The following is a 21753-nucleotide window of genomic DNA, read 5'->3' on the forward strand; positions in this document are numbered from 1 at the left end:
ATGTCTACGAGCTTCGGGATGACAGGCCAGTCTTCATCCGAACCCTTATCGAGGGCGACATTGCTTTTCATGGGGTTAGACTAAAGGCTAGCCGATGCAACCAACTTGCTCGCAACTTGTGGGAGCTGAATAGTAATGGGTTGTGGGAGTATAGCCGGGGCTTTGGGGTTACAATGGAGGATAGCGCGCTCGTCATTGACGGCCTCATAGACTCCGGCTGGAATGCTGACGCACTCAGAAACTGCGTTGATCTACTGATTAGATCTTTTTACGCTCCCGATGATGGCGCGTTTCATACTCTTTTTCAAGGTCGATCTAAATACTGGCTTGGGCCTTCCCTTGAGGCTAATGCGTTTGCTGTGTATTTCATTGAGAAACTTGCTTCCAGCTCTCATTCCGAGGTAAAGGAGAGTGCATTGAGATATATTCTTGAACAGCCATTGTCTCCGGCTGGGTGGAAAGGGCGTTGGTTTCAGCAGCAGGCCCTTACGAATTATTACGTGCTACGCGCCCTTGCTGCTGTAGGTAGGGAGCTCCCCCATCTGATATCAGTTCTCAATCATATGCTGCAAAGTCAGTCTGCGGGCGGTTGCTGGAATAAGAGTGTCATCTCCACCTCTTTAAATGCCTTGTCTATCGCTTGCTTGGTTGACATCTTGCCAGCCAGTGTTGCCATGCCACTTGATCCACTGAAAGCTATTTTCAAAGCGGAATCCTGGCTTGGAAGTGAGGGTGGTCTCGCCACGCATGGCGAACCCATCCTTTATTATTGGTATGAGACTGCGAGCCTTTTTTGCGGGATTGGGGGAAGGAGAATCTTCTATCACTGTGAAGATATAGGTGAGATAGGGAGTGCTTTTCGGCAGTTCAGCTTGAGAGAGATTGCCTTGAGTTTATCAGGAAGCCGCTAAGGAATTTGGGAGTCAAGTCTGATGAAAGGTGTGTCACAGGTGCGCTGGGCTGCCAGTGCACACCACTAGGACCACCCACGCAGCAGGCACTGCAGGTGGTGTCGTAGGAGCGTCTTGGCTGAGCAGTATCGCTCGGTTAGATCAAGATGCCCTTGAACCCTGAACGCAAACAGCCAGGGCTGCCTAAAAGTGTGATCAGCCCAAGCTCCCTCGGCTGGCCACGCCGCCAAGTGCCAGCATTCCCTTGATGTCGTAGGCCAACTCCCGCAGGCCTTGGCGGATCGAGCGGTAGCCGCCCCGCCGCAGCAAGTTCATCACGATGGTTCGCAGGAAGGCGAACACCGGGGCCCCGATCCGGTTGGCGTAGCGATGAGCGTCCTCACCCAGCTGGACGTCACGGGCCCAGTGCCATTCGTTCTCAATGCTCCAGCGCTGACGGATCAGGCGCAGCAGGGCTTGTGGCGTGGTGCGCACGCTGGTGAGGAACAGGTGGTGCCTGATCTTGCGCTTGCCCTTGCGGGTGAGGGTGCCTGTGATCACCTCAACGATCCAGGCGCTGCCGGGCCAGTTGGCTTTGATGTGCTCCGGTGCCTCTCTGGCTCGCAGTTCCCAGACGGTGTCGCGCCCGTGGCGCTTCTCGTGATCTGTTGCAGTGAAAGGGATGTGACGCTTTCCCTGGAACTGGCAGCCGATCTGGCGGTAGAGGGTCTTCTGGTTCGATTTGACGGTCAGGAGCACGTCGGCCCCCTGGGAGAGGCACCAGCGAAAAACGCCTGCGTCGTGTGCAGGGCATCCGCCTGGATCAACACGCCATCGAGATCCAGGCTGCTGAGCAGCTCTTTCAGCGCCGCACGCTCACTGGATTCGTGGGTGTCATAGGTCGTCTGGGCCAGTGCGACGCCAAGGGCCCGGGCGTACACCGTGACCTGGGCGACAAACCGGTGACTGCCGTCTTCTGTCTCCACGGCAGAGCCGCGCAGGGTCTTGCCATCACACACCAGCTGATCCAGACCCGTTGCCCCGCTTGGGACCTGGCTGATCATCCAGGCCTGCAGCACCTGGCCAAACTCCTGCAGGTGGGCCTTGTTGAACAGGTAGAGGAAGGTGGCATCGGAGGGCCAGCGCTTGAAATCCAGGCCTAGGAGCCTGTCGCGCATAGATCACCGCCCGCATTCTCCACAGACGCCCCTGAATCTGCCCAGATCCCAGTGACTGCAATGGATCTGGCCGATAAGATGGGGTATGAGCAAGCCCAAGACCTTCCGGCCCTGGACTCCGGGACAGACCAGCTTGATGCCGCCGTCGCCAATCGACTGGCTGCCGAGCGATCACCTGGTGTTCTTCCTGCTGGAGCTGGTGGAGGAACTGGACTTTGCGCTGATCATGTCTCCCGCCCGGCAGAAGGATGCCCGCGGTGAGAAGGGGTATGACCCCAGGATGCTGACGCTGCTGTTGCTGTATGCCTACTGCATCGGCATGGCCTCGTCTCGCAAGATCGAGCGGGCCTGCCATGAGGATGCGGCTTTCCGGGTGCTGACCGGCAACCAGCAGCCGGACCACAGCCGCATCAGCGACTTCCGCCGCCGCCATCTTGGAGCCCTGGAGGAGCTGTTTGTGCAGATCCTGCGCCTGTGCCAGAAGGCCGGCATGGTGAGCCTGGGACAGGTGGCGCTGGATGGCACCAAGGTGAAGGCCAATGCCTCCAAACACAAGGCCATGAGCCACCAGCGGATGCTCAAATCCGAGGAGCAGTTGGAGCAGGAGATCAGGGAGCTGCTGCGCAAGGCCGAGATCCTCGACGCCCAGGAGGATGGCCGCTACGGCAAGGGCAAACGCGGCAGCGACCTGCCTGAGGCACTGAGCCGCCGAGAAGACCGGCTGGAGAGGATCCGCCAAGCTCGCCGGGAACTGGAGGCTGAAACCGCGGCTGCCGCTGCACGGGAACGGCAGGAGCAGGCGGCAGCGGCAGCGAAGGCCGCGGAAGAGGGGCCCGAGCAGCAACGGCAAGAATGCAGCAAGACAGCCGATCGCGTAGTCGAGAAGGCAGCTGCGGCAAAAGATCTGGCGATCGCCAAGGCCAACGAGGCGGGCCTGGGACCACCTGATCTTGAGCCGCTGGCCGCCGATCAGATGCCCCATCGCGGCCTGGCGCACAAGGCTTGCGGCACACCGACAAAAGGCAGCCAGCGCAATTTCACTGATCCAGCCAGCCACATCATGAAGAGCGATGGGAACTGGATTCAGGGCTACAACTGCCAAGCAGCTGTGGATGGGGACTACCAGGTGATCGTGGCCATCGGCGTCAGCAACCAGCCGCCTGATGTGGAGCATCTCGAACCGATGCTTGAGCGCACCATTGCCAACACCGCTCAGCTTCCGAAAACATTGATCGCGGATGCCGGCTACTGGAGCGAGGCCAACGCCGAGGCCTGCACGGCACGGGGCGTCGATCCCCACATCGCGACCGGCAGGGAGAAGCACGGCCAGCCTCCAGCACCAACCCGTGGCCCCATCCCCAAAAACCTGGATGCCAAGGGCCGGATGAACCGCAAGCTGCGCTGCAAGAAGGGACGCGAGATCTACGCCAGGCGCAAGACGATCGTGGAGCCCGTCTTTGGTCAGACCAAGGAATGCCGCGGGCTGCGCCGCTTTCTGCTGCGCGGCCTGGACAACGTGAACGGTGAATGGGCGCTCTGGTGCCTGACCCACAACATCAACAAGTTGTTCAGGTTCAAAGCAGCACTGGCAGCTTGAGGGGACAGCCCCTCTGGCTGCCGCTGCCTGCTGCAGCCGACGATTGGCCGGAAACACCGGCATTGAGATGCCGATAACCAAGACCATTGGTTCAGCACGTGCTTGGCTCGCTGGCGCTGCTGGTTTTGGGCGACAAACTCCTAGCGCCTGGTTCAGCGCTTCCCGGTGCCGCCTGGCGAAGGCCTCCAGATCCCGGGAGCTCCTGCAGCCGCTCAGGATCCCGAGCACAGCCACCAGCAGCAGGAACCACTGCGGGTAACGCACCCCGCGGCGGTAACGCCCATCCGGGATGGCCTTGAGGAAGCTGATCAGGTCATCCGGTGCGGGCTGATCGACTCCGGTGGAGCGGGTTTCGGGCATTGGGGGCACTGAGACCCGCCGACCAAACCCAATGCTGGCAGACCTGCCAAGAGCTACCAGGACAGACTTTTAGGCGACCCTGCGCAAACAGCGGTGCAAGGAAAATGTCGAAATGGTCATCGATCAGATCAAGGCTATGGTCGCATCAATCAATTGACGCTCTACTGGTGTTAGTACTTGGGTCGGTGCGGTCTGCGCCATCCGGTAGTAGATTTACTTGTAAGCTCGTCAGCAAGGATCTTGACAGACATGGAACGATGAATCCAAATTTAGTGTGGCAAGTGGGAGCTTGCCTGTTGATGTATGTCTTGGCTGCAAGACGATCCTCAAGCACTGGCTTTTTCGCCAATCAGCCCAGAGGTCTAGCTTCACAAGAGTTTATTTGTAAGACTCTTTCCCGCTTTAATGCTGGGCTTGATGTTCTTTGGGCACGAGAATCTCTAGCCAGGATGGTTGCCAAAGGCTTGGGCTGCAATAGCTCATGCTTGGTCAGTCCTCAGGGCGGTCGTGGCTTTGCATATTCCTTGAGCCTCGTCACTGCAGAAGCATTAGTGGTTTTGATCTCTTGGTAATGGAAGATCTTAAGACATCGCTCCGAACTCAATCTGCCGCCACAACCATTGACTTGGTTAGTCCCTATCTCGAGGGCTTGGGAATCGTTGGCGTCATCGACCATACTAGTAGCCGTATACCTGAGCTTCATGTCTTTGAAGCGCTGAGGAATAATGCTCATTCGGGTTATCTTAATCTTGGCAAGGGTTATACGGCGCCAGCCGCTACTGCTTCGGCGATCATGGAAGGGATTGAGATGAGCCTGATTGAGTCTCCTCGTATTAAGGGTATGCCAAGGTCAAGTAGTCTCGAAGGCCGAACTGTCCGTTTTCGCGATGCTGAATGCAGCCTTTCTTCGAATCTCGAAGAATTAATAGTGAGCTTTATCCCTTGTAAAGACCTTATCTCCAATGCCACATGCTTCGTTCCAGATTGTGATGTCTTTTACCCCGTAGCATTGGAAGCAGGGATGCCACTGAAATCGTTCACCAATGGACTTGCATCTGGCAATACCCTCGAAGAGGCGATGTTGCATTCTCTCTATGAGCTAATAGAAAGAGATGCAATGCATAACTATCTTAGCAATCCTGATTCTGCAAATCCTATCTGCTCTGCCTCCTTTAATGATCAGCTTCTTGATAGCGTTACCGCTCGACTGGCTGATCAAGGCCATTTTCTAATACTAAAGTCATTACGATCCAAGGCTGCAGCAGTTTTCGAGGCCACCCTTTTCATCCAGGCTCCAGATGAAACCTATCGCGGCTTCAATGGATGGGGCTGTAATCATAGTCCGTTGATTGCAGCTCGCCGCGCCATTGCAGAAGCTGCGCAGGTATGGCGTATTCAAGAGGCGATAAATCTGAATACACTTCCAGCTAGCCGGCGCAAGGGTGGCTACGTTATTTGTTCCGATGATTACTTGTGCATGCCAAGGTCTCATCTAAATCCCAAGCCGATGATTGCAGCCATAAATGAAATCATTTCACGTTCCGCTAGCGGTATAGTTGGTATGCAAACTGCAGACAGTGACTTGTCGGTGGATCCCAGTCTCCTAGTTAGTGATCTAATCGCAAAGCTTGCGGCAATTAATGTAGCAGGCCTCTTTTGCGTACGCCTCAGTCCGGAGGAGCTTCCTGTGCATGTAGTCCGCTGCTTTTCTTCTGACTTGAACTGTCCAATTGGCCTTTGAGGTCTTTGTAATCTTCATTTCAACTTATGAATCTGTCTTCTAAACTTGCCGCCTTAATTCAGGAGCACCCCAGTCTGAGCTATGGTGAGTTGCATGACATGCTTTGTGATCAAGGCTGGGCACTAGAACCGCTTACTGTCGAGGAACATAAATTAGCCAATCAAGTGCCAGGATGGAAGGCTTTAATCATCCTTTGTGTGAATGCACAGCTGTCAGAGCGAAAGGCTCAATCGTTTCCACAGCTGATTCCGACTGGCGAGACGCTTTGTCGTGACAAGCTTGTTTCCTCTGTAGTGATAGCCAAGATGCTTTCTCTTTATGAGGACCAAATCCTGATTCGAGGAGATGGTCCGCTTTGTCTGGCTGGTTACGTGTCTGATCCCAGCCTGCAGCTATCTCAGGCACTTATTGATATTGCAAAGAGTGTTGTTGCAGACCTTGCGCACAGTTCTTTATTGATTGATCAGTCTCTCCTTGGCGAATCTATGGTTCTGCTTATGAATCGTTGCTTGCTCCGCCGAACCTATCCATGCTATGAAATTAGTCAGAGCTCAAAGAATAAGAATAATCAGGACTGGCATCAAGATAGTAGTCTTGTGTATGGTGGGAGGCCTATGTTGACTCTGTGGATCCCATTGCAAGAGTATTCCGGTCAGAAGATACCGGGAATTGAACTTGCTAGTCTTAGGTCAGGCTACTTTTCGTCGCATTTCGGAGATGGTATCGAGAACCTGGCAGATGTTTCCAAGGATTTCCCAGATGAAACCGTTTCTACGGTCATTCCACGCCTCAATGCTGGTGGGTATGCCGTTTTCAACGGACTAACATATCATCGCACATATGCCAACAATGGCATGAGTAGCGCTCGCGATGCCTTGTTGATTAGGATTGCGCCTCGTTCCCATGCAGGCTACTTTCCTGGTGATCGCTCCAATGATATTGAGTTTAGGTTGTGAATGTTGAGATATTAGGGTCGGGTCCTGTTGCGCTTAGCTATGGCCACTGGCTTGCATGGCGCGGTCATAAGGTACGTCTCATAAGGAGCGATTTAATTCATTCACGTGAATCCCCTCCACTTCTTACTTGTGAGCTTGAGATGGGTGGGCGGAGGATAACCCAGCTTGATCTCTCTTTGGCATGCATACCCCACAACCAAGTATCTTCGCTACCTTTTGATCCCGATATCATTGTCATTGTAGCTGTTCCAGAGTCTCTATCGGGCTATCTCTCGTATTTGCTTTCCGATGGCACCGCCTTCAAGCCTGTAATCTTGCTGACTAGCTGGCAGAAGAAGCTTGGTGAACTTGTCACGCAATTGCCTTTCAACTGTCTTCCTGCTTATCCTCTAATCTGCTGTGAGGAATGGGCTGGTAACCTAGCAGCAGTGGGTGGTCAGTGGCTTGAAGTCGATGAGTCACTTGCCGGTTCTACTTATGGGCTTGGCTCGATCAAGATGCTAGAGCAGTTAGGCTTTGGCATCAGGCTCATTCCAATGAGCAAACGTTTCAGGGCTCGTTTTGCGCAAACGTCTTTTGCATACTCGTATCTACGTAGCCACCCATCCTATGAATATTCTTTTCCCGTTATTGGCTTTGATGTCGCCAGCGCCATGCCTAGGCTAAGGATTCTGCTTGCCTCCGAATCCGATCTGCTCTCTGAGGTAGACTATATTACTTCACTCTTGGATAGTCTTTGGGGTCAACGGTTTCAAAGCGGTACTCAAGGCTGGATACTTGACACTCTGATGCGACACAAGTCTGGCAAGACTGATTACTTTCTTGAAAGGCTCTGGCTGGGTTGATCTTAACCTGCTCAGTGATCTTTCTGTTCTCAAACCTCTAAGTATGTTGTTCTACAAGGCGAACATAAGACTTTAGCCTTGCCTTGGAATCAGGCGAGAAGATAATCTTAATGTGGTTTAGCTTGGCAACTCTTGTCTTGGTTGCTATTCTCTCTGCCCCATCAAGAAAGCCGCGCATTTCAATGCCCTTTGGCAAGTAGCTCAGCAAGCTTGAGATGCTCTCGATCTGAGCTGAATCGACCTTAAAAACGTCGCCAACCAATCGATGAACTGTTTTAGGGAGTGCACGACCCAAGAGGCCTTGAGGATGGATTTCGATTCCGATTTGTGATAACAAAATATCGCTGTCAAGGTCGATGTCAACACTGGTTGCTGGGCGCAGATAGTTACCATGTTCTTTAAGGATTGTAGAGTATGACTCCAGATCAAGGTCCCAGGAGTCATTGGTAATGCTAGCTAAATATTGGATATGCGAGTCAATCTGTGTTGGGCATAGATGTTGCTTCATGAGTTTTAGGTACGAGCCTCGACCGCACATGAGACCAATCTGGGCCGCATGGCCTAATAACTGATAGAAATGCCGTACAGTTTTTGAGCATGCTATGCTTCCTTCCCCAGATTGCCAAGATTCGAGAGTTGAAACGATTTTTTCCCAATCCCCTGGCTGCACTTCTCCATTTGATCTAACCATCTGCCATATCCCTGCCATAATAAGATCGTCGCTTCCTTGGTCGAACTCGATCCAGTTCTCACATGGAAGATACAGCCCTGGCCCTGCGAAGGAGAGGTCACATCCTTCAATGCAATCTCTTTGAACCTTGGGCCACCATTCTGGCACTATTCGCCTGCGCCCACCATTGGCGAATTGCTTAGCATTGCAATATACTAGATAGTCGGGGTGAGAGTCGGGCTTGTAGTGATGATATTCAAAGCCGCAGGTGGTTTCGTTGGTCTCATACAGTTGATCAAGCTCTCGAGCAAGTAAAAGAGCTTGAGCGTACTTGTTTGCCCCCGTTTGGTCAGTGCATTCAGATACATACCATTCTACAAGGCTTGCATGAGATGCTCGTGGATTGGATTTCAGGTTGTTAGGAGTGGTTGCCATGCTTTGTTCTCGACGGATACGTTTGCAGGATATCTGCAACCGAGGCTTGATCGATCTAATACAAGCCTGGATGCCCAATTAAGTAGGTCAGCGTTGGTAGGCTAGGATTAACTTGGCACATATTCTAAGAGATCCTTGCTTGCGTCCCCTGTGTTGGTGTAAATCCCTGGGGACCTCAACCCCGGCGTAGCCGGGGTTGAGCGCGCACCTCAGACGTTCCGCTCAGCGGCCAGCGTTGCAAGGGGTGGGCAGGCCCGTGACCCTGGTTTGAGCACTACCTCAACCAGACGAACCATGCCCACGTCCAATCGTGCCGCAATTGAGCTGGCGCCGCTACTGGATGGCAGCAGCGCCGGTGAGCTGATCCCCGAGCTGGTGCGCCACGGCCTGCAGCAGCTGATCGAGCTGGAGGTCGCTGCCGTGCTCGGCGCAGAGCGCCATGAGCGCAGCGAGGAGCGGCTCGGCTACCGCAACGGCTACCGGCCGCGCACCCTGGCCACCCAGGTGGGGGACATCGATCTCCGCATCCCCAAACTGCGCTCCGGCAGCCACCTGCCCTCGATCCTGGAGCCGCGCCGCCGTGTGGACCAGGCCCTCTACGGCGTGGTGATGGAGGCCTATGTCGGCGGCATCTCAACGCGCAAGGTCGACGCCCTGGTGGCCGCCCTGGGAGTCCAGAGCGGCATCTCCAAATCTCAGGTGAGCCGCATCTGCGCTGACATCGACATCCAGGTGCAGGCCTTCCTGAACCGCCCCCTTGAGGCCACCGGCTACGCCTACCTGTACCTCGATGCCACCTATCTCCACGGGCGTCTCGGCAAGGCGATGCAGGTCTGCTCCAGGGCTGTGGTGGTGGCCATGGGCGTCAATGCCGATGGTCGCCGCGAGCTGCTCGGCATCAAGGTGGGCGACAGCGAAACCGAGAGCTTCTGGAGCGAGTTCATTGGCTCGCTCAAGGAGCGCGGCCTCACTGGGGTCAAGCTCGTGATCAGCGACGCGCACGTGGGCCTCACCAAGGCGATCCGGCGGATGCTGCAGGGCAGCTGCTGGCAGCGCTGCAGGGTCCATTTCGCCAGAAACCTGCTCCAACGGGTGCCCAAGGCCCACCAAGGCATGGTCACCGCTGCCTTGCGCTCGGTGTTCGCCCAGGAGAAAACGGACGAAATCGAGGCCCGCTGGGACGATCTGGCCAGCTCACTGGTGGATCGCTTCCCCAAGGCTGCTGAGCTCATGCTGCACGCCCGGGAAGACGTGCTCGCCTTCCGTCACTTCCCGCCTCAACACTGGAAAAAGACTTGGAGCACCAACCTGCTCGAGCGCCTCAATGAGGAGATCAAACGCCGCACTCGGGTGGTTGGCATCTTCCCGAATGACGCCTCGATCACCCGCTTGGTGGGGGCTGTGCTGCTGGAGCAGGACGAGCACTGGCAGCTGGAGGGCCGGCGCATGTTCTCCGCCGAGAGCATGGCCGCCATCCCCTCACTGGCGGAGCTGCCCACGCAGCCTTCCTTGCAAGAAGCAGCGGCCTGAGCCTCAGGCCCCAGGAGATCGCGCCGTAGCGCCCCCACAGGGCGCAGCGGCGGCGATCACCGCCCGGGGGCCGGCACCGCAGACGTCACGACCAAGATTGCAGGTGTAGCCCACAACCGATCGGCAATCCAGACGAAAGACTTGACAAGTCAATCGTCTGGATTCATCGTGAAATAACGAGGTGCACATGCGCCTCGAGAATGACAGCCCGTCATTCACCCCTGTTCTCCCTCAGTCCAGGGCAATCGGGCCTCGGGATTTACACCACGCCAAGGGACGCGGCCAGATCCTTGGAAAACCAGCGGTATTCATCCGAATGGGCAGCTTTTTGGAAGTATAAGCCGCGAACTACGCCCTTCGCCGAATAATTGAAGTGCCGAGTGAAAGACCCATGCAATGCGCCAACACAGCGGCTGGCTATTCGTATAGAATGAACAACCGAAATGTACCGCTAAAAGTGAGGATTTGCTTCAGCTTCTTATTAGTGAGCCTTGGGACCAGCCCATTGTTGGCGGTAGGCGAAAACGTGGAGCGCTAATTCCAGCTTGCCCTAGACTACCGGATAGCACGCAAGGCACCCAGTGGTCAGGAGTGCCTTGGTCGCCTCCATCTCGCAAAGCGCCTGCCAAGCTTTGGCGCTGACATGCAACATAAGACCGGTTACATCGCTAAACCCACTTTAAATTCGAAGACTTGTAGAGGTACCTGGAAGAGTACCCGTTCAGGGGGCGTGACGCAGCCGCGCAGCATTCCACCCCTGATCGTTGATCAACGAGCGACCACAGACACCACGATCGATGACAGCCGATTCAGGGATTCGGCAACAGCGATGGCATCTCACCGCCGCGATGATGGGCGATCAAGGCCTGCTCCACGAACTGCCAGATATCACGGCCCTGTTGCCGCAGGCTGGTGGTGACCGTGAGCAGCCTGCTGCGGCAGATCGCACCCTGGCGGGATTGGACGCCATGGCTGATCTTGCGCTGAATCACCGAATGGCGCAGGGCTCGCTCTGCAGCATTGTTGGTGGGTTCGATGCCTTTGATCTCCAGAAACGTCCACAGCCCATCAGCCACCTGGAGCAACTGCCGGCAGGTGCCAACCGTTTTGGCCCACGGCGTTCGCTCGCCGCGCTGGTAGCCCAGCTCCACCACCCGCTGCAAGGTGCCCACAAACGCCTGGCGGATCGGCCGGCAGCCCTGCTGCAACATCGGCCAATCGATCGTCCCGTCCTTCCACTGGTGCCACTGAGCAAACAGCTGCTGCTGCAGTCCCAGCAGCTCCGCTCCAATCTCACCGCTGGCGCCCGGGCGTTCGGCGAGGGCGGTGAGATCGCGGCTCACGTGCGCCCAGCACAGCTGGCGCTGCTCCCCAGCGGGAGATGGTTGTAGGCGGAGAAGCGGTCGCTCACCACGTAGACGCAGTCTTCCGCGGAGCGGTTGCCGCCAAAGGCATTCCCGAGCAGCGCGATCGCAGCGGCTTTCGAGCGGCTTAGGAGTTTGCTGAAAAACCAACCCACGAGCCAGTTTTCCACAGGCATCAGTGGATTTCCGGCTCAAAAAGACGGATCGGCGGCTATCAGAGCCGCAAACAGCCCGATTTCGGCATCGTTGGCCTCTCTGCAAGGCATTGGTTGAGGCCTATTGGGCACACCTCTGGACAACGGGCTGTTCATGCCGCCTCCATCGCGGGCTTGAGCAGGTTGCCCAGGCGGATCAGGTTGTAGGCGATCACATGCAGGCCAAACACGGCGCCGACCTTCTCGGTACCGCGCAGTTTGAACTGGCGCAGCCCTCCGAACGCCTTGATCCAACCAAACACCTTTTCGATCCCCCGGCGGGCGTTGATCGATTTGGAGTAGCCCACGTGACGGGTGGTGCGGCCATCAATGGCTGAGCCACCGCTGCGGGCCGTGTTCTGGGCCACGTGGGGCGTGACACCGATCCGCCGCATCTCAGCGACAAACCCTTTGGTGTCGTAGTTCTTGTCGGCGCCGACGGTCTTCTGGTGGGCACCGGTGAGGTCTGCTGCCATCTCTTTGGCGGCATCCCGCTCACCGGTGCCCGTGGCCTGGGTGACGCGGCAATCGACGATCAGGTCGTGGCGGTTGTCCATGAGGACATGGCCCCGATAGCTCAGCTGCGCTGGATGGGCATTCGATTTCCGGGCCAGCCGTGCCTCAGGATCGGTGCTGGAGCGGTGGGTCTCGTTGCTGAGCTTGATGCCGCGAAAGTCCCCTTTGGCGCGCTTCTTTCCCTCTTTGGGAGCACCGAATCCTTCGCCAGGACCTGTGGGCGGAGGCGGAGGATCCTCCTGGCCATCGATCCGCTCCAAGGAAGCGTGTGACGCCCAGGCCTGGAGCAACGTGCCGTCCACCGAAAAGTGCTCGTCACTGAGCAGCGGTTTGACCTCGGGTGCTCCCATCAGCTTCTCCAGGAACAGCCCCATGACGTCGTCAGTGAGGAGCCGATCACGATTCTTGGTGAATGTGGTCGGATGCCAGATCGCATCGTCAGGGCTCAAGCCCACAAACCAGCGGAACAGCAGGTTGTAGTGGACCTGCTCCAGCAGCAGCCTCTCGGAGCGGATGCCGTAGAACGCCTGCAACAACGAGGCCAGCAGCAGCTGCTCTGGCGGCACCGATGGTCTCCCTTCTGAGGCATACAACCTGCAGAAGGTGGGATTGAGTCGATCGAGGGCCTGATCCGCCAGCTTGCGAATCCGCCTGAGTGGATGGCTGGTCGGGATCCGCTCCTCGATCGAGACGTAGGAGAACAAGGAGCCGCTGCGCTCCTGCTGACCTCGCATCAAACCTGGGGCAGTTGCCCTATTTTCGCAGAGGCGGCGGGGTTTTTCAGCAAACTCTTAGTCCTTGCATGAACACCGTCACCATGGCGGTCACCATGACCCACTCCCAGCCGCGCCGGCCATCGGGGCTGCCACCATCGGCATTACCGGTGGGGGCACCGGTTTCATCGACGTAGACCACCGGCTGCTGACGGGCAAACGCAAGGGCCTCCTGCATGGGCTGCTCCAGTGCTGCACTCAAGCGCTGGCGGATCGTTGCGATGGCGCTGCGGCTGATCTGCACCCCCAGCAGCTGATCCAAAAGCGCCTGGGTCTTGCTGAAACTCAACGGGAAGGCACTACCCAGCAGAGCCACCAGAGCACTGAGCCGGGGGCCGTAATGGCTCGCTTCCACCTCCGCCGGTACCGAGGCACAGGTGCTGGTGGAACAGCAGGGGCACACCAACCGGTGCATCCGGTGTTCGATCACCACGGCTGTGATCGGTGGAATCTCGATCACCTGATGGCGCAGCGGCTCTGGATCCACGCCTTCCAACCGCTGACCGCAATGGCGGCAAGCTTGGGGGTGGCGCTCCACCACCTCATCCACCCGCTCGATCGGCAGCAGCTCCGGCCCAGATCCGGGATGGCCCGGCTGGCCGCCGCGCTTGCGGCCACTGCCCTTGCGCCGCTCGGGCGGCTTAAACCCCGGCCCATCACTGGAGGGAGGCTTGGAGGAGTTGCGGGAGCTGCGGCCGATCCGCTCGCGCAGATGGGCCAGTTCGGTGGCCAGGGCGGTGAGTTGGACGCGGAGCTGCTCGATCTCCTCCTGTTGAGCTCGTAGCTCCCCCTGCTGATCCAGGATGAACTCCCTGGCACCAGCTGGCCAAGACAACCAGTCCGCCTCGGAAATGCCAGCAGGAGGGGCGCCCATCTCAAGCAGTCTCTATCTGAGATGCAAGCGGGAATCAGAACGCCGTCAAGGGTTCAGCAGAGACGAAGTTCGCCGCGTGCTGTCCCGACCCCTGAACGGATACATCTACCTGAGCTGCAGGACATACCGATCGGCACCCAGGCCGGTGTAAGCCGCAATGGTTGTGCTAATATGTTGAATGAGTATTGTACCCCTCCAATGACGGAAGAACAACTCCCCCAGTCCTTCCTGGAATTCTTGGAAGCCGTCAAAGGCGATAGCGCCCTGCAGGAGCGCCTCAGTGCGGCTGCAGACCTGGATGCCTTGGTGGCCATTGCCAAGGAAGCTGGATATGCGATCAGCAAGGCTGAGATCACGAAGGCTCAAGGGATGGCCAGTAGTGCCATGAGCGAACTCAGCGATGAGGCACTGGCAGGCGTTGCAGGCGGCGCGTGGCAAGGGCCTGATAACGTGTCTGAACTACAGATCACATCGCCCGCGCCCGGCGGCGTGGATTTCACAAGATTAGTCTTCATTCAGAGGATTGGTCAGTAGTCCTATCACTGGCAATTTTGGTGGGGTCTCAGTATAGCCACCATCTGACTCTAGCTGGACTATGCTTCCACTCCCCCTGTCATCGCCGGGGGTTTTTATTTCTCTACTCGCTTCCTAGGGTACCCCCTCGCGATGGCTGACACCATTGGCGACATGGAAAGTGCAGCTTGAAGATGTATGCCTTGGCGTAGGCTGCTATGGTGACAAGCCGGGTTGCGGCTGCTGCGAAGCGTAGCGCTTGCTACCCAATCAAGCCAGGCTTTGAGCAGTGGCTTAGATCTCCTCTTGACCGATCACCTCAGCCCGGCGGGCATGTCTTTCGTTCAGGGAATCCAACGGCCAGATTCAGCGATGCTTCTGTTTTCGCAGGCCAAGCGGCTGACTGATTGCACAGAACAAGATGTTGCGTTGATGGTGGCGCTGCCGGTCTCGATTGCGCCGCAAGAATTGAACGAAGCCCAGCAGGAGCTCGACTGGCCGTCGTCGTTGGCAGCACTTGAAACCGCCTCCCGCTCCGACGATGCCCGACTGGCGGTCGAGGCGATCGAGGAACGGCTGCAGGGCGACTCGGATGAGCTGGCCATGGTGATCGAGCTAGGAGCCTGTCGCGCATAGATCACCGCCCGCATTCTCCACAGACGCCCCTGAATCTGCCCAGATCCCAGTGACTGCAATGGATCTGGCCGATAAGATGGGGTATGAGCAAGCCCAAGACCTTCCGGCCCTGGACTCCGGGACAGACCAGCTTGATGCCGCCGTCGCCAATCGACTGGCTGCCGAGCGATCACCTGGTGTTCTTCCTGCTGGAGCTGGTGGAGGAACTGGACTTTGCGCTGATCATGTCTCCCGCCCGGCAGAAGGATGCCCGCGGTGAGAAGGGGTATGACCCCAGGATGCTGACGCTGCTGTTGCTGTATGCCTACTGCATCGGCATGGCCTCGTCTCGCAAGATCGAGCGGGCCTGCCATGAGGATGCGGCTTTCCGGGTGCTGACCGGCAACCAGCAGCCGGACCACAGCCGCATCAGCGACTTCCGCCGCCGCCATCTTGGAGCCCTGGAGGAGCTGTTTGTGCAGATCCTGCGCCTGTGCCAGAAGGCCGGCATGGTGAGCCTGGGACAGGTGGCGCTGGATGGCACCAAGGTGAAGGCCAATGCCTCCAAACACAAGGCCATGAGCCACCAGCGGATGCTCAAATCCGAGGAGCAGTTGGAGCAGGAGATCAGGGAGCTGCTGCGCAAGGCCGAGATCCTCGACGCCCAGGAGGATGGCCGCTACGGCAAGGGCAAACGCGGCAGCGACCTGCCTGAGGCACTGAGCCGCCGAGAAGACCGGCTGGAGAGGATCCGCCAAGCTCGCCGGGAACTGGAGGCTGAAACCGCGGCTGCCGCTGCACGGGAACGGCAGGAGCAGGCGGCAGCGGCAGCGAAGGCCGCGGAAGAGGGGCCCGAGCAGCAACGGCAAGAATGCAGCAAGACAGCCGATCGCGTAGTCGAGAAGGCAGCTGCGGCAAAAGATCTGGCGATCGCCAAGGCCAACGAGGCGGGCCTGGGACCACCTGATCTTGAGCCGCTGGCCGCCGATCAGATGCCCCATCGCGGCCTGGCGCACAAGGCTTGCGGCACACCGACAAAAGGCAGCCAGCGCAATTTCACTGATCCAGCCAGCCACATCATGAAGAGCGATGGGAACTGGATTCAGGGCTACAACTGCCAAGCAGCTGTGGATGGGGACTACCAGGTGATCGTGGCCATCGGCGTCAGCAACCAGCCGCCTGATGTGGAGCATCTCGAACCGATGCTTGAGCGCACCATTGCCAACACCGCTCAGCTTCCGAAAACATTGATCGCGGATGCCGGCTACTGGAGCGAGGCCAACGCCGAGGCCTGCACGGCACGGGGCGTCGATCCCCACATCGCGACCGGCAGGGAGAAGCACGGCCAGCCTCCAGCACCAACCCGTGGCCCCATCCCCAAAAACCTGGATGCCAAGGGCCGGATGAACCGCAAGCTGCGCTGCAAGAAGGGACGCGAGATCTACGCCAGGCGCAAGACGATCGTGGAGCCCGTCTTTGGTCAGACCAAGGAATGCCGCGGGCTGCGCCGCTTTCTGCTGCGCGGCCTGGACAACGTGAACGGTGAATGGGCGCTCTGGTGCCTGACCCACAACATCAACAAGTTGTTCAGGTTCAAAGCAGCACTGGCAGCTTGAGGGGACAGCCCCTCTGGCTGCCGCTGCCTGCTGCAGCCGACGATTGGCCGGAAACACCGGCATTGAGATGCCGATAACCAAGACCATTGGTTCAGCACGTGCTTGGCTCGCTGGCGCTGCTGGTTTTGGGCGACAAACTCCTAGCGGCGCTCAAGGACGGGCAGGCGCTGCTGGTGGATGAGTTCGACATCACCGCTGCCCAGTTGCGTCAGCTCATCGCACACGCAGCGGATCGAGAACCCGCCGCCGTTCAATGAATAGCGCAGACGCTATGATCGCCATTCCGGCTCCATCTTTCGTGGGCGAATGTTCGTGCAGCATGTTGAAGATCTTCGGTAGTTCTGCTACTTCTTTGGGCAGACCTTTGTAAGTGGCAGGCATCAGGAACCGTTGCGATCACCTCAGCTTTCCGGCCAGCGCGCCAGCAGCTTCTCGACCAGGCCGGAACCAGGGCCATCAGTCCTCCGGAACAGGCGGGCGGCACTGGCCTGATTGGCAACGGTGCTGCAAGCGGTTTCAGGTCCCAAAAGGGGGTCTCGGATTCGGAACGAGCGCTGGCGTCCCCAGCAGTGGTGTAAATCCCCTGGGCCTCAGCCCCGGCGTAGCCGGGGCTGAGCGAGCACACCTCAGACGCCTGGCGTTGCAAGGGGTGGGCAGGCCCGTTTCCCTGGTTCGAGAACCACCTCAACCAGACGAACCATGCCCAAGACCCATCGTGCCGCAGATGACCTGGCGCCGCTACTGGATGGCAGCAGTGCCGGCGAGCTGATCCCGGAGCTGGCCCGCCACGGCCTGCAGCAGCTGATCGAGCTGGAGGTTGCCGCCGTTCTGGGTGCCGACCGCCATGAGCGCAGCGAGGAACGGCTCGGCTACCGCAACGGCTACCGGCCCCGCAGCCTCACCACCCAGGTGGGCGACATCGACCTGCTGATCCCCAAACTGCGGGCCGGCAGCTTCCTGCCCTCGATCCTTGAGCCCCGCCGCCGGGTGGATCAGGCCCTCTATGCCGTGATCATGGAGGCCTACATCGGCGGCGTCTCCACCCGCAAGGTCGATGCCCTGGTGGGGGCCCTGGGATCGCAGAGCGGCATCTCCAAATCCCAGGTCAGTCGCATCTGCCAGGAGATCGACCAGCAGGTGCAGGCGTTCCTGAGCCGGCCCCTGCAGGAGTCCGGCTACGCCTACGTCTACCTGGATGCCACCTACCTCAAGGGCAGGCTGGGCAAGGCCCTGCAGGTCTGCTCACGGGCTGTCGTCGTCGCCATGGGGGTGAACGCGGACGGCCGCCGGGAGTTGCTGGGTCTCAAGGTGACAGACAGCGAAACCGAGGGCTCCTTGAGCGAGTTCCTCGCCTCGCTCAAAGAGCGCGGCCTCACTGGCGTCAAGCTGGTGATCAGCGACGCCCACGTGGGCCTCACCAAGGCCATCAGGCGCCAGCTGCAGGGCTGTGTGTGGCAGCGCTGCCGCGTCCACTTCGCCCGCAACCTTCTCCAGCGCGTCCCCAAAGCCCACCAGGGCATGGTCACCGCCGCCCTGCGCTCGGTGTTCGCTCAGGAGGATGCCGGAGAGATCCTCAGCCGCTGGGATGACCTGGCCGCCTCGCTGGCGGAGAGCTTCCCCAAGGCCACCGAGCTCATGAACGAGGCCAGAGAGGACGTGCTGGCCTTCCGTCACTTCCCGCAGCCTCACTGGAAGAAGGTCTGGAGCACCAACCTGCTGGAGCGGGTCAACGAGGAGATCAAGCGCCGCACCAGGGTGGTCGGCATCTTCCCTAACGACGCGTCGATCACCCGCCTGGTGGGCGCGGTATTGCTGGAGCAGCACGAGCACTGGCAGCTGGAGGGACGCCGCATGTTCTCAGCCGAGAGCATGGCCGCCATCCCGGAGCTGGAGGATCTGCCGGCCCTGCTCAGCGCCGCCGCCGCAGAGGTGCAAGACGCAGGCCCCAGGTGATTGAGGTGGCAGCGCCCCCACAGGGCGCAGCGGCCTCAATCGCCGCCCGGGGGCCGGCGCTGTAACCCCTGGGCTGCATAGAAGACTCCTGCCGCTCACAACACAGCCGCGATCAGACGAGAGACTTGACAAGTCAATCGCCTCATTTCATCGTGGAAAAACGAGGTGCATCTGCGCCTCAGGAATGACAGCCCGTCATTCCACCCTGTTCACCCTCTGAGTCAGGGCATTCGGGCCTCGGGTTTTACACCACGCAAAGGGACGCGGCCGAACGAGCAAAACGGGGTTCAAATCCCCCAGTTCCGCCCCCCATGCCACCAGCACCACCCAGCGCTGGGCGGGTAGATCAAGCGGCTGGTGGGTGCGCTTCAGATCAGCCTCAGCTTTCCGACGAGGTGCCGCATCAATAAACCTTCACGGCGCCGGTACAATTTGAACTGGTCATTCGGTGTGACACTTGGTCCGGTGTCACTTGGCCCGGAGGGGTTAGAGGGCTGTGAGGCTGCCCCGCCTGCGCTCACCGTGATTAGTCCTAGGACTAAGGATGTATCCAAGTGCCACTGGGGGAGCAGACGCTCACGGCCAGCCGCTGATCACCTGATCAAGCCGTTGCTGGCAAAGCCAGTGCAAACGTTGCATGGCGGACTCGGGCCTGAGCAGATCGGGATATTCCTGGAGCAAGGCCTGCAGTTCCTGGGCTCGCTCCATCACCAGCCGAAGTGCCAGGCGAGCATCGCAAGCATCCAGTTCAGCCACGTAGGTGCCCCAGCGCCCGCCTGGCAGGGGTTCGCCGTTGGGATCAAGGCCAAGGCAATGGCCAAACAGCTCGGCATTAAATAGGCCCATGGCCGCCACCATCCCCATGCAGTCGGCGACCAGCTCATCGAGCAGGTTCAGCCGCATCTCACCCAGCAGGCGCTTGGTGGCCAGATGGGTGAGTTCATGCTCCAGCCTCAGGGCCGTGGAAGTCTCCAACCAGGTGTCCTTGCTAGGCATGCCCGGCACATGCTGTGCTGCCACAGATCCATAGGGTGCCTCATGCAAGAGGATCAGCTGGGCGCGGCTCTTGGGCCCGAAGCGGCGGATCAGCCCCCAATGGATCAGTCCACTCACGGCTTGGGCGTGGACCCCATGGGCCAATGCAACGGGTTCGCAGCGATGGGCCAGGGCTCTCACCAGTAGGCAAAAGTCAGACCAATCGGGGGTGAGAAGCACCGGCATGGCGCCGCAGGGATGGGCCGCCACCCAGAGCCTCAGGGACCCGATCTGTTGCCACACCGGCTCCGGACCAACCGCCTGCAACGCAGCCGAGGTGCCCTCTTCCCCGCGCAGCACCAGCCGCCGATAGAGCTCACTGCTGCGGATGTCGGCCACCTGGGGCAACAGCAGCTGGGGCAGAACCGACTGCAGGGTCTTCACAAGCCGATCGCCCAGCAGCAAACCGGAGGGAGCGTCCGCGATCACCTGGCGCCACCAGTCGATCGTGGTGTCATTGGCCAGGGGATGCTGTGGCCAAGGCTCGCTGGCCCCCTGGAAGCCCTGGCAGTAAGCAACGAGCGACTGCTGGGCCGCCGTGGCCTGACCATCCCCCCGCCACCCTGATGCCCCGTCCAAGTCGTCACCTGCCGCAGGGGCATTCATTTCCTATCACGCTGCGCAGCAGCCGTCAGTTTCTGATGGCCCAAGGGTTGAGCCAGGATGGGCTGCTGGCCGTGCTCGCCATAGCGCAAGCCAAATTCCCCTACAAGCTTTATGGGGATCCTGGCTCGATGTAGGCCGTGGTGGTGCCGCTGCTCTTGCCCACCGCCGGAGGACGTGGGCAATGAACTCCGGCCCGTTGTCACTGCGGATGAACATCGGTGCTGGGTAGAGGCTGGTGAGGTCCTTCAGCATCGCCACCACGTCCTTGGCCTTTGCAGCGCCGTCCGACCCGGATCGCCAGGCAGAGACGGCTGTGTTCGTCAATCACGTTATGGACCTTGAGCCGCCGGCCATCAGCGGTGGCGTCGAACTGGAAGTCCATGGCCCCCAGACCTGGTGCGGGTGTTCGGCTTGATGCTGTCGCACAGAGCCATCGGCAGGCCGGGAACGCTTCTGCTTGCGAGGAGTAGGGCGCTGCAGCCCTTCCTCCCGCCTGAGACGATGCAAGCGCTTGTGGTTCACCAGCCAGCCCTCTCGCCTCAGCAGGCGGTAGGCCATCCTCCGGTCCCAACGAATGTGCTTAGCCTCGATCTGCCGGAGGCGATGCCGGAGCTTGGCCTCCTCGATGTCGACGATCTTGCCGCCATGGCTCTGGGTGCTGCGATGCTGGCCCACCACCCGACAGGCGATCCGCTCGGAAACCCGGAACTGGCGAGGCAGCAAAAGATCCTGTACCACTCAGTCACCAGAAGCATTCAGGATCGAATCGTCAGTTGGCTCAGCCTCACATCAGGCCAATTGTTCGTGGCAAGACCAGGAATCATGTTTAATTCGGAGCCAGGATCTCGATCTCGGTCGGCTGCGACGGATTTGAATTCCTGGATCGTCTCAGCTGGGATCCCTACAATCAAGGAGAAGACCTGAGATCCCAAGTCCTAGCCTCCCGCCGTCGCTATGGCTGTTATCCAAAGATTGTCTGTGCTGATCAGATCTATCCGACACGATCCAATCGCGCCTTTTACATGCGGCGTGGTATTCGATTGAGCGGGCCGCGTCTTGGTAGGCCCAAGGATATCCCCGATCTTGTCTCTGCAGTGAAAAGATTGCTCTCCATGATCAGCGGCTACGTAATGGTGTGGCGGGGAAGTTCGGCCATGGAAAGCGTAGTTTCGGGCTTGGGCTTGTTCGTGAGAAGCTGGCCGAGACCTCAGGTTGCACCGTCGCCATGAATCTGTTGGTCATGAACCTCGAGAAGCTCCTTGAGCTTCTTTTATTTTGATTGCTGTTTTCCATGGCTTGCTGATGACATGTATCGCCTCTGAGAGGCGCTCCAAACCGCCGATTTTATCGGGACTGAGTTTGGCCACGTGCTGAGATGATCACGGCGTGGCCGTCTCTTGATCAGACGCGGGGCCGAGGAATAGCTTTTTCAGGAGGTCCGATGTTGATGCAGTCCCGCAGGGTGGTTCATTCCGCCAGAGTTACTAGCTCA

21 protein-coding genes and 2 pseudogenes are annotated in these 21753 nt (G+C 58.8%); 12 read left to right on the top strand and 11 right to left on the bottom strand.

What is annotated here, in order from left to right; translation table 11 throughout:
• Window positions 1–173 precede the first annotated feature (173 nt).
• Complete coding sequence (locus tag H8F24_RS09280) at window positions 174–911, top strand: hypothetical protein (protein ID WP_197158704.1); 738 nt, start codon at window positions 174–176, stop codon at window positions 909–911.
• A gap of 195 nt (window positions 912–1106) precedes the next feature.
• Here the strand turns inward: H8F24_RS09280 and H8F24_RS09285 are convergent, their stop codons facing one another.
• Both H8F24_RS09285 and H8F24_RS09290 read right to left on the bottom strand, forming a co-directional pair.
• Window positions 1107–1649, bottom strand: a complete 543-nt coding sequence (locus H8F24_RS09285; RefSeq protein ID WP_197158713.1) for an ISAs1 family transposase — start codon at window positions 1647–1649, stop codon at window positions 1107–1109.
• Window positions 1640–2068, bottom strand: coding sequence for a hypothetical protein (locus H8F24_RS09290; RefSeq protein ID WP_197171874.1), 429 nt, complete (start codon window positions 2066–2068; stop codon window positions 1640–1642). Before H8F24_RS09290 ends, H8F24_RS09285 begins: the two co-directional genes overlap by 10 nt.
• 136 nt (window positions 2069–2204) lie before the next feature.
• Between H8F24_RS09290 and H8F24_RS09295 the strand changes: the two genes are divergently transcribed.
• Window positions 2205–3665 (top strand): IS1182 family transposase, encoded by a 1461-nt coding sequence (locus H8F24_RS09295; RefSeq protein ID WP_370594735.1) that lies wholly within the window; start codon window positions 2205–2207, stop codon window positions 3663–3665.
• A gap of 186 nt (window positions 3666–3851) precedes the next feature.
• Here H8F24_RS09295 and H8F24_RS20170 read toward each other — a convergent pair.
• Window positions 3852–4025, bottom strand: a pseudogene (locus H8F24_RS20170) (hypothetical protein); the annotation flags it as partial.
• Between the two features lie 571 nt (window positions 4026–4596).
• Between H8F24_RS20170 and H8F24_RS09305 the strand changes: the two are divergent.
• The 3 genes from H8F24_RS09305 (at window position 4597) to H8F24_RS09315 (ending at window position 7567) form a co-directional block, all read left to right on the top strand.
• A complete protein-coding gene (locus H8F24_RS09305; protein ID WP_197169563.1) occupies window positions 4597–5766 on the top strand; it encodes a YcaO-like family protein in 1170 nt (389 codons plus the stop codon).
• Between the two features lie 26 nt (window positions 5767–5792).
• Entirely contained in the window at window positions 5793–6722 is a 930-nt protein-coding gene (locus H8F24_RS09310) for a hypothetical protein (RefSeq protein ID WP_197158708.1), read from the top strand.
• 140 nt (window positions 6723–6862) lie between these two features.
• Entirely contained in the window at window positions 6863–7567 is a 705-nt protein-coding gene (locus H8F24_RS09315) for a hypothetical protein (RefSeq protein WP_197158709.1), read from the top strand.
• A gap of 37 nt (window positions 7568–7604) precedes the next feature.
• Here the strand turns inward: H8F24_RS09315 and H8F24_RS09320 are convergent, their stop codons facing one another.
• A complete protein-coding gene (locus H8F24_RS09320; RefSeq protein ID WP_197158710.1) occupies window positions 7605–8672 on the bottom strand; it encodes a hypothetical protein in 1068 nt (355 codons plus the stop codon).
• A gap of 294 nt (window positions 8673–8966) precedes the next feature.
• Between H8F24_RS09320 and H8F24_RS09325 the strand changes: the two genes are divergently transcribed.
• On the top strand, window positions 8967–10202 hold the full coding sequence (locus tag H8F24_RS09325; RefSeq protein WP_197154771.1) for an IS256 family transposase: 1236 nt from the start codon (window positions 8967–8969) through the stop codon (window positions 10200–10202).
• A gap of 809 nt (window positions 10203–11011) precedes the next feature.
• On the opposite strand, the gene H8F24_RS09330 is transcribed toward H8F24_RS09325, so the two are convergent.
• From H8F24_RS09330 to H8F24_RS09345, 4 genes are all read right to left on the bottom strand, one after another.
• Window positions 11012–11545, bottom strand: a complete 534-nt coding sequence (locus H8F24_RS09330) for a transposase (protein WP_197169564.1) — start codon at window positions 11543–11545, stop codon at window positions 11012–11014.
• Entirely contained in the window at window positions 11542–11742 is a 201-nt protein-coding gene (locus tag H8F24_RS09335) for a hypothetical protein (RefSeq protein ID WP_197169565.1), read from the bottom strand. The genes H8F24_RS09330 and H8F24_RS09335 overlap by 4 nt, the downstream gene beginning before the upstream one ends.
• A gap of 131 nt (window positions 11743–11873) precedes the next feature.
• Window positions 11874–13010 (bottom strand): IS5 family transposase, encoded by a 1137-nt coding sequence (locus H8F24_RS09340; RefSeq protein ID WP_197153730.1) that lies wholly within the window; start codon window positions 13008–13010, stop codon window positions 11874–11876.
• A gap of 46 nt (window positions 13011–13056) precedes the next feature.
• Window positions 13057–13923, bottom strand: coding sequence for a DUF6444 domain-containing protein (locus H8F24_RS09345; RefSeq protein WP_197169566.1), 867 nt, complete (start codon window positions 13921–13923; stop codon window positions 13057–13059).
• A gap of 198 nt (window positions 13924–14121) precedes the next feature.
• On the opposite strand from H8F24_RS09345, the gene H8F24_RS09350 reads away from it, so the two are divergent.
• The 5 genes from H8F24_RS09350 to H8F24_RS09370 all read left to right on the top strand — a co-directional run bounded on the left by H8F24_RS09350 (window position 14122) and on the right by H8F24_RS09370 (window position 18620).
• The gene (locus H8F24_RS09350; protein WP_197172185.1) at window positions 14122–14457 is read left to right on the top strand and encodes a Nif11-like leader peptide family RiPP precursor; all 336 of its coding nucleotides are present in this window, start codon (window positions 14122–14124) and stop codon (window positions 14455–14457) included.
• Window positions 14458–14742: 285 nt separating this feature from the next.
• On the top strand, window positions 14743–15072 hold the full coding sequence (locus tag H8F24_RS09355; protein WP_197169567.1) for a hypothetical protein: 330 nt from the start codon (window positions 14743–14745) through the stop codon (window positions 15070–15072).
• Window positions 15073–15206: 134 nt separating this feature from the next.
• Window positions 15207–16667 carry an IS1182 family transposase gene (locus tag H8F24_RS09360; protein ID WP_370594735.1) on the top strand — a complete coding sequence of 487 codons (1461 nt, stop codon included), beginning with the start codon at window positions 15207–15209 and terminating at the stop codon, window positions 16665–16667.
• A gap of 98 nt (window positions 16668–16765) precedes the next feature.
• Window positions 16766–16924, top strand: coding sequence for a hypothetical protein (locus tag H8F24_RS09365; protein ID WP_231597673.1), 159 nt, complete (start codon window positions 16766–16768; stop codon window positions 16922–16924).
• 442 nt (window positions 16925–17366) lie between these two features.
• On the top strand, window positions 17367–18620 hold the full coding sequence (locus H8F24_RS09370; protein WP_197169569.1) for an IS256 family transposase: 1254 nt from the start codon (window positions 17367–17369) through the stop codon (window positions 18618–18620).
• A 576-nt stretch (window positions 18621–19196) separates the two neighbouring features.
• On the opposite strand, the gene H8F24_RS09375 is transcribed toward H8F24_RS09370, so the two are convergent.
• The 3 genes from H8F24_RS09375 to H8F24_RS20175 form a co-directional block, all read right to left on the bottom strand.
• Window positions 19197–20261 carry a hypothetical protein gene (locus tag H8F24_RS09375; protein ID WP_197158716.1) on the bottom strand — a complete coding sequence of 355 codons (1065 nt, stop codon included), beginning with the start codon at window positions 20259–20261 and terminating at the stop codon, window positions 19197–19199.
• A gap of 199 nt (window positions 20262–20460) precedes the next feature.
• On the bottom strand, window positions 20461–20643 hold the full coding sequence (locus H8F24_RS09380) for a hypothetical protein (RefSeq protein WP_197172563.1): 183 nt from the start codon (window positions 20641–20643) through the stop codon (window positions 20461–20463).
• Entirely contained in the window at window positions 20586–20897 is a 312-nt protein-coding gene (locus H8F24_RS20175; RefSeq protein WP_370594696.1) for an IS3 family transposase, read from the bottom strand. Before H8F24_RS20175 ends, H8F24_RS09380 begins: the two co-directional genes overlap by 58 nt.
• Between H8F24_RS20175 and H8F24_RS19435 the strand changes: the two are divergent.
• A pseudogene (locus H8F24_RS19435) lies at window positions 20869–21635 on the top strand (transposase); the annotation flags it as partial. The gene H8F24_RS20175 and the pseudogene H8F24_RS19435 sit on opposite strands and share 29 nt — an antisense overlap.
• Between the last annotated feature and the right edge of the window lie 118 nt (window positions 21636–21753).

Origin of the sequence: Synechococcus sp. CBW1002 (assembly GCF_015840915.1) — a bacterium.
In the GTDB taxonomy this organism is placed as follows: Bacteria; Cyanobacteriota; Cyanobacteriia; order PCC-6307; family Cyanobiaceae; genus CBW1002.

Bases quoted from the DNA above. Each gene is read 5' to 3' on its own strand.
- H8F24_RS09280 (WP_197158704.1), top strand. From the start codon at position 174: ATGGAGGATAGCGCGCTCGTCATTGACGGCCTCATAGACTCCGGCTGG.
- H8F24_RS09290 (WP_197171874.1), bottom strand. From the start codon at position 2,068: ATGCGCGACAGGCTCCTAGGCCTGGATTTCAAGCGCTGGCCCTCCGAT.
- H8F24_RS09295 (WP_370594735.1), top strand. From the start codon at position 2,205: ATGCCGCCGTCGCCAATCGACTGGCTGCCGAGCGATCACCTGGTGTTC.
- H8F24_RS09305 (WP_197169563.1), top strand. From the start codon at position 4,597: ATGGAAGATCTTAAGACATCGCTCCGAACTCAATCTGCCGCCACAACC.
- H8F24_RS09310 (WP_197158708.1), top strand. From the start codon at position 5,793: ATGAATCTGTCTTCTAAACTTGCCGCCTTAATTCAGGAGCACCCCAGT.
- H8F24_RS09315 (WP_197158709.1), top strand. From the start codon at position 6,863: ATGGGTGGGCGGAGGATAACCCAGCTTGATCTCTCTTTGGCATGCATA.
- H8F24_RS09320 (WP_197158710.1), bottom strand. From the start codon at position 8,672: ATGGCAACCACTCCTAACAACCTGAAATCCAATCCACGAGCATCTCAT.
- H8F24_RS09325 (WP_197154771.1), top strand. From the start codon at position 8,967: ATGCCCACGTCCAATCGTGCCGCAATTGAGCTGGCGCCGCTACTGGAT.
- H8F24_RS09335 (WP_197169565.1), bottom strand. From the start codon at position 11,742: ATGCCTGTGGAAAACTGGCTCGTGGGTTGGTTTTTCAGCAAACTCCTA.
- H8F24_RS09340 (WP_197153730.1), bottom strand. From the start codon at position 13,010: ATGCGAGGTCAGCAGGAGCGCAGCGGCTCCTTGTTCTCCTACGTCTCG.
- H8F24_RS09345 (WP_197169566.1), bottom strand. From the start codon at position 13,923: ATGGGCGCCCCTCCTGCTGGCATTTCCGAGGCGGACTGGTTGTCTTGG.
- H8F24_RS09350 (WP_197172185.1), top strand. From the start codon at position 14,122: ATGACGGAAGAACAACTCCCCCAGTCCTTCCTGGAATTCTTGGAAGCC.
- H8F24_RS09360 (WP_370594735.1), top strand. From the start codon at position 15,207: ATGCCGCCGTCGCCAATCGACTGGCTGCCGAGCGATCACCTGGTGTTC.
- H8F24_RS09370 (WP_197169569.1), top strand. From the start codon at position 17,367: ATGCCCAAGACCCATCGTGCCGCAGATGACCTGGCGCCGCTACTGGAT.
- H8F24_RS09375 (WP_197158716.1), bottom strand. From the start codon at position 20,261: ATGAATGCCCCTGCGGCAGGTGACGACTTGGACGGGGCATCAGGGTGG.
- H8F24_RS09380 (WP_197172563.1), bottom strand. From the start codon at position 20,643: ATGGACTTCCAGTTCGACGCCACCGCTGATGGCCGGCGGCTCAAGGTC.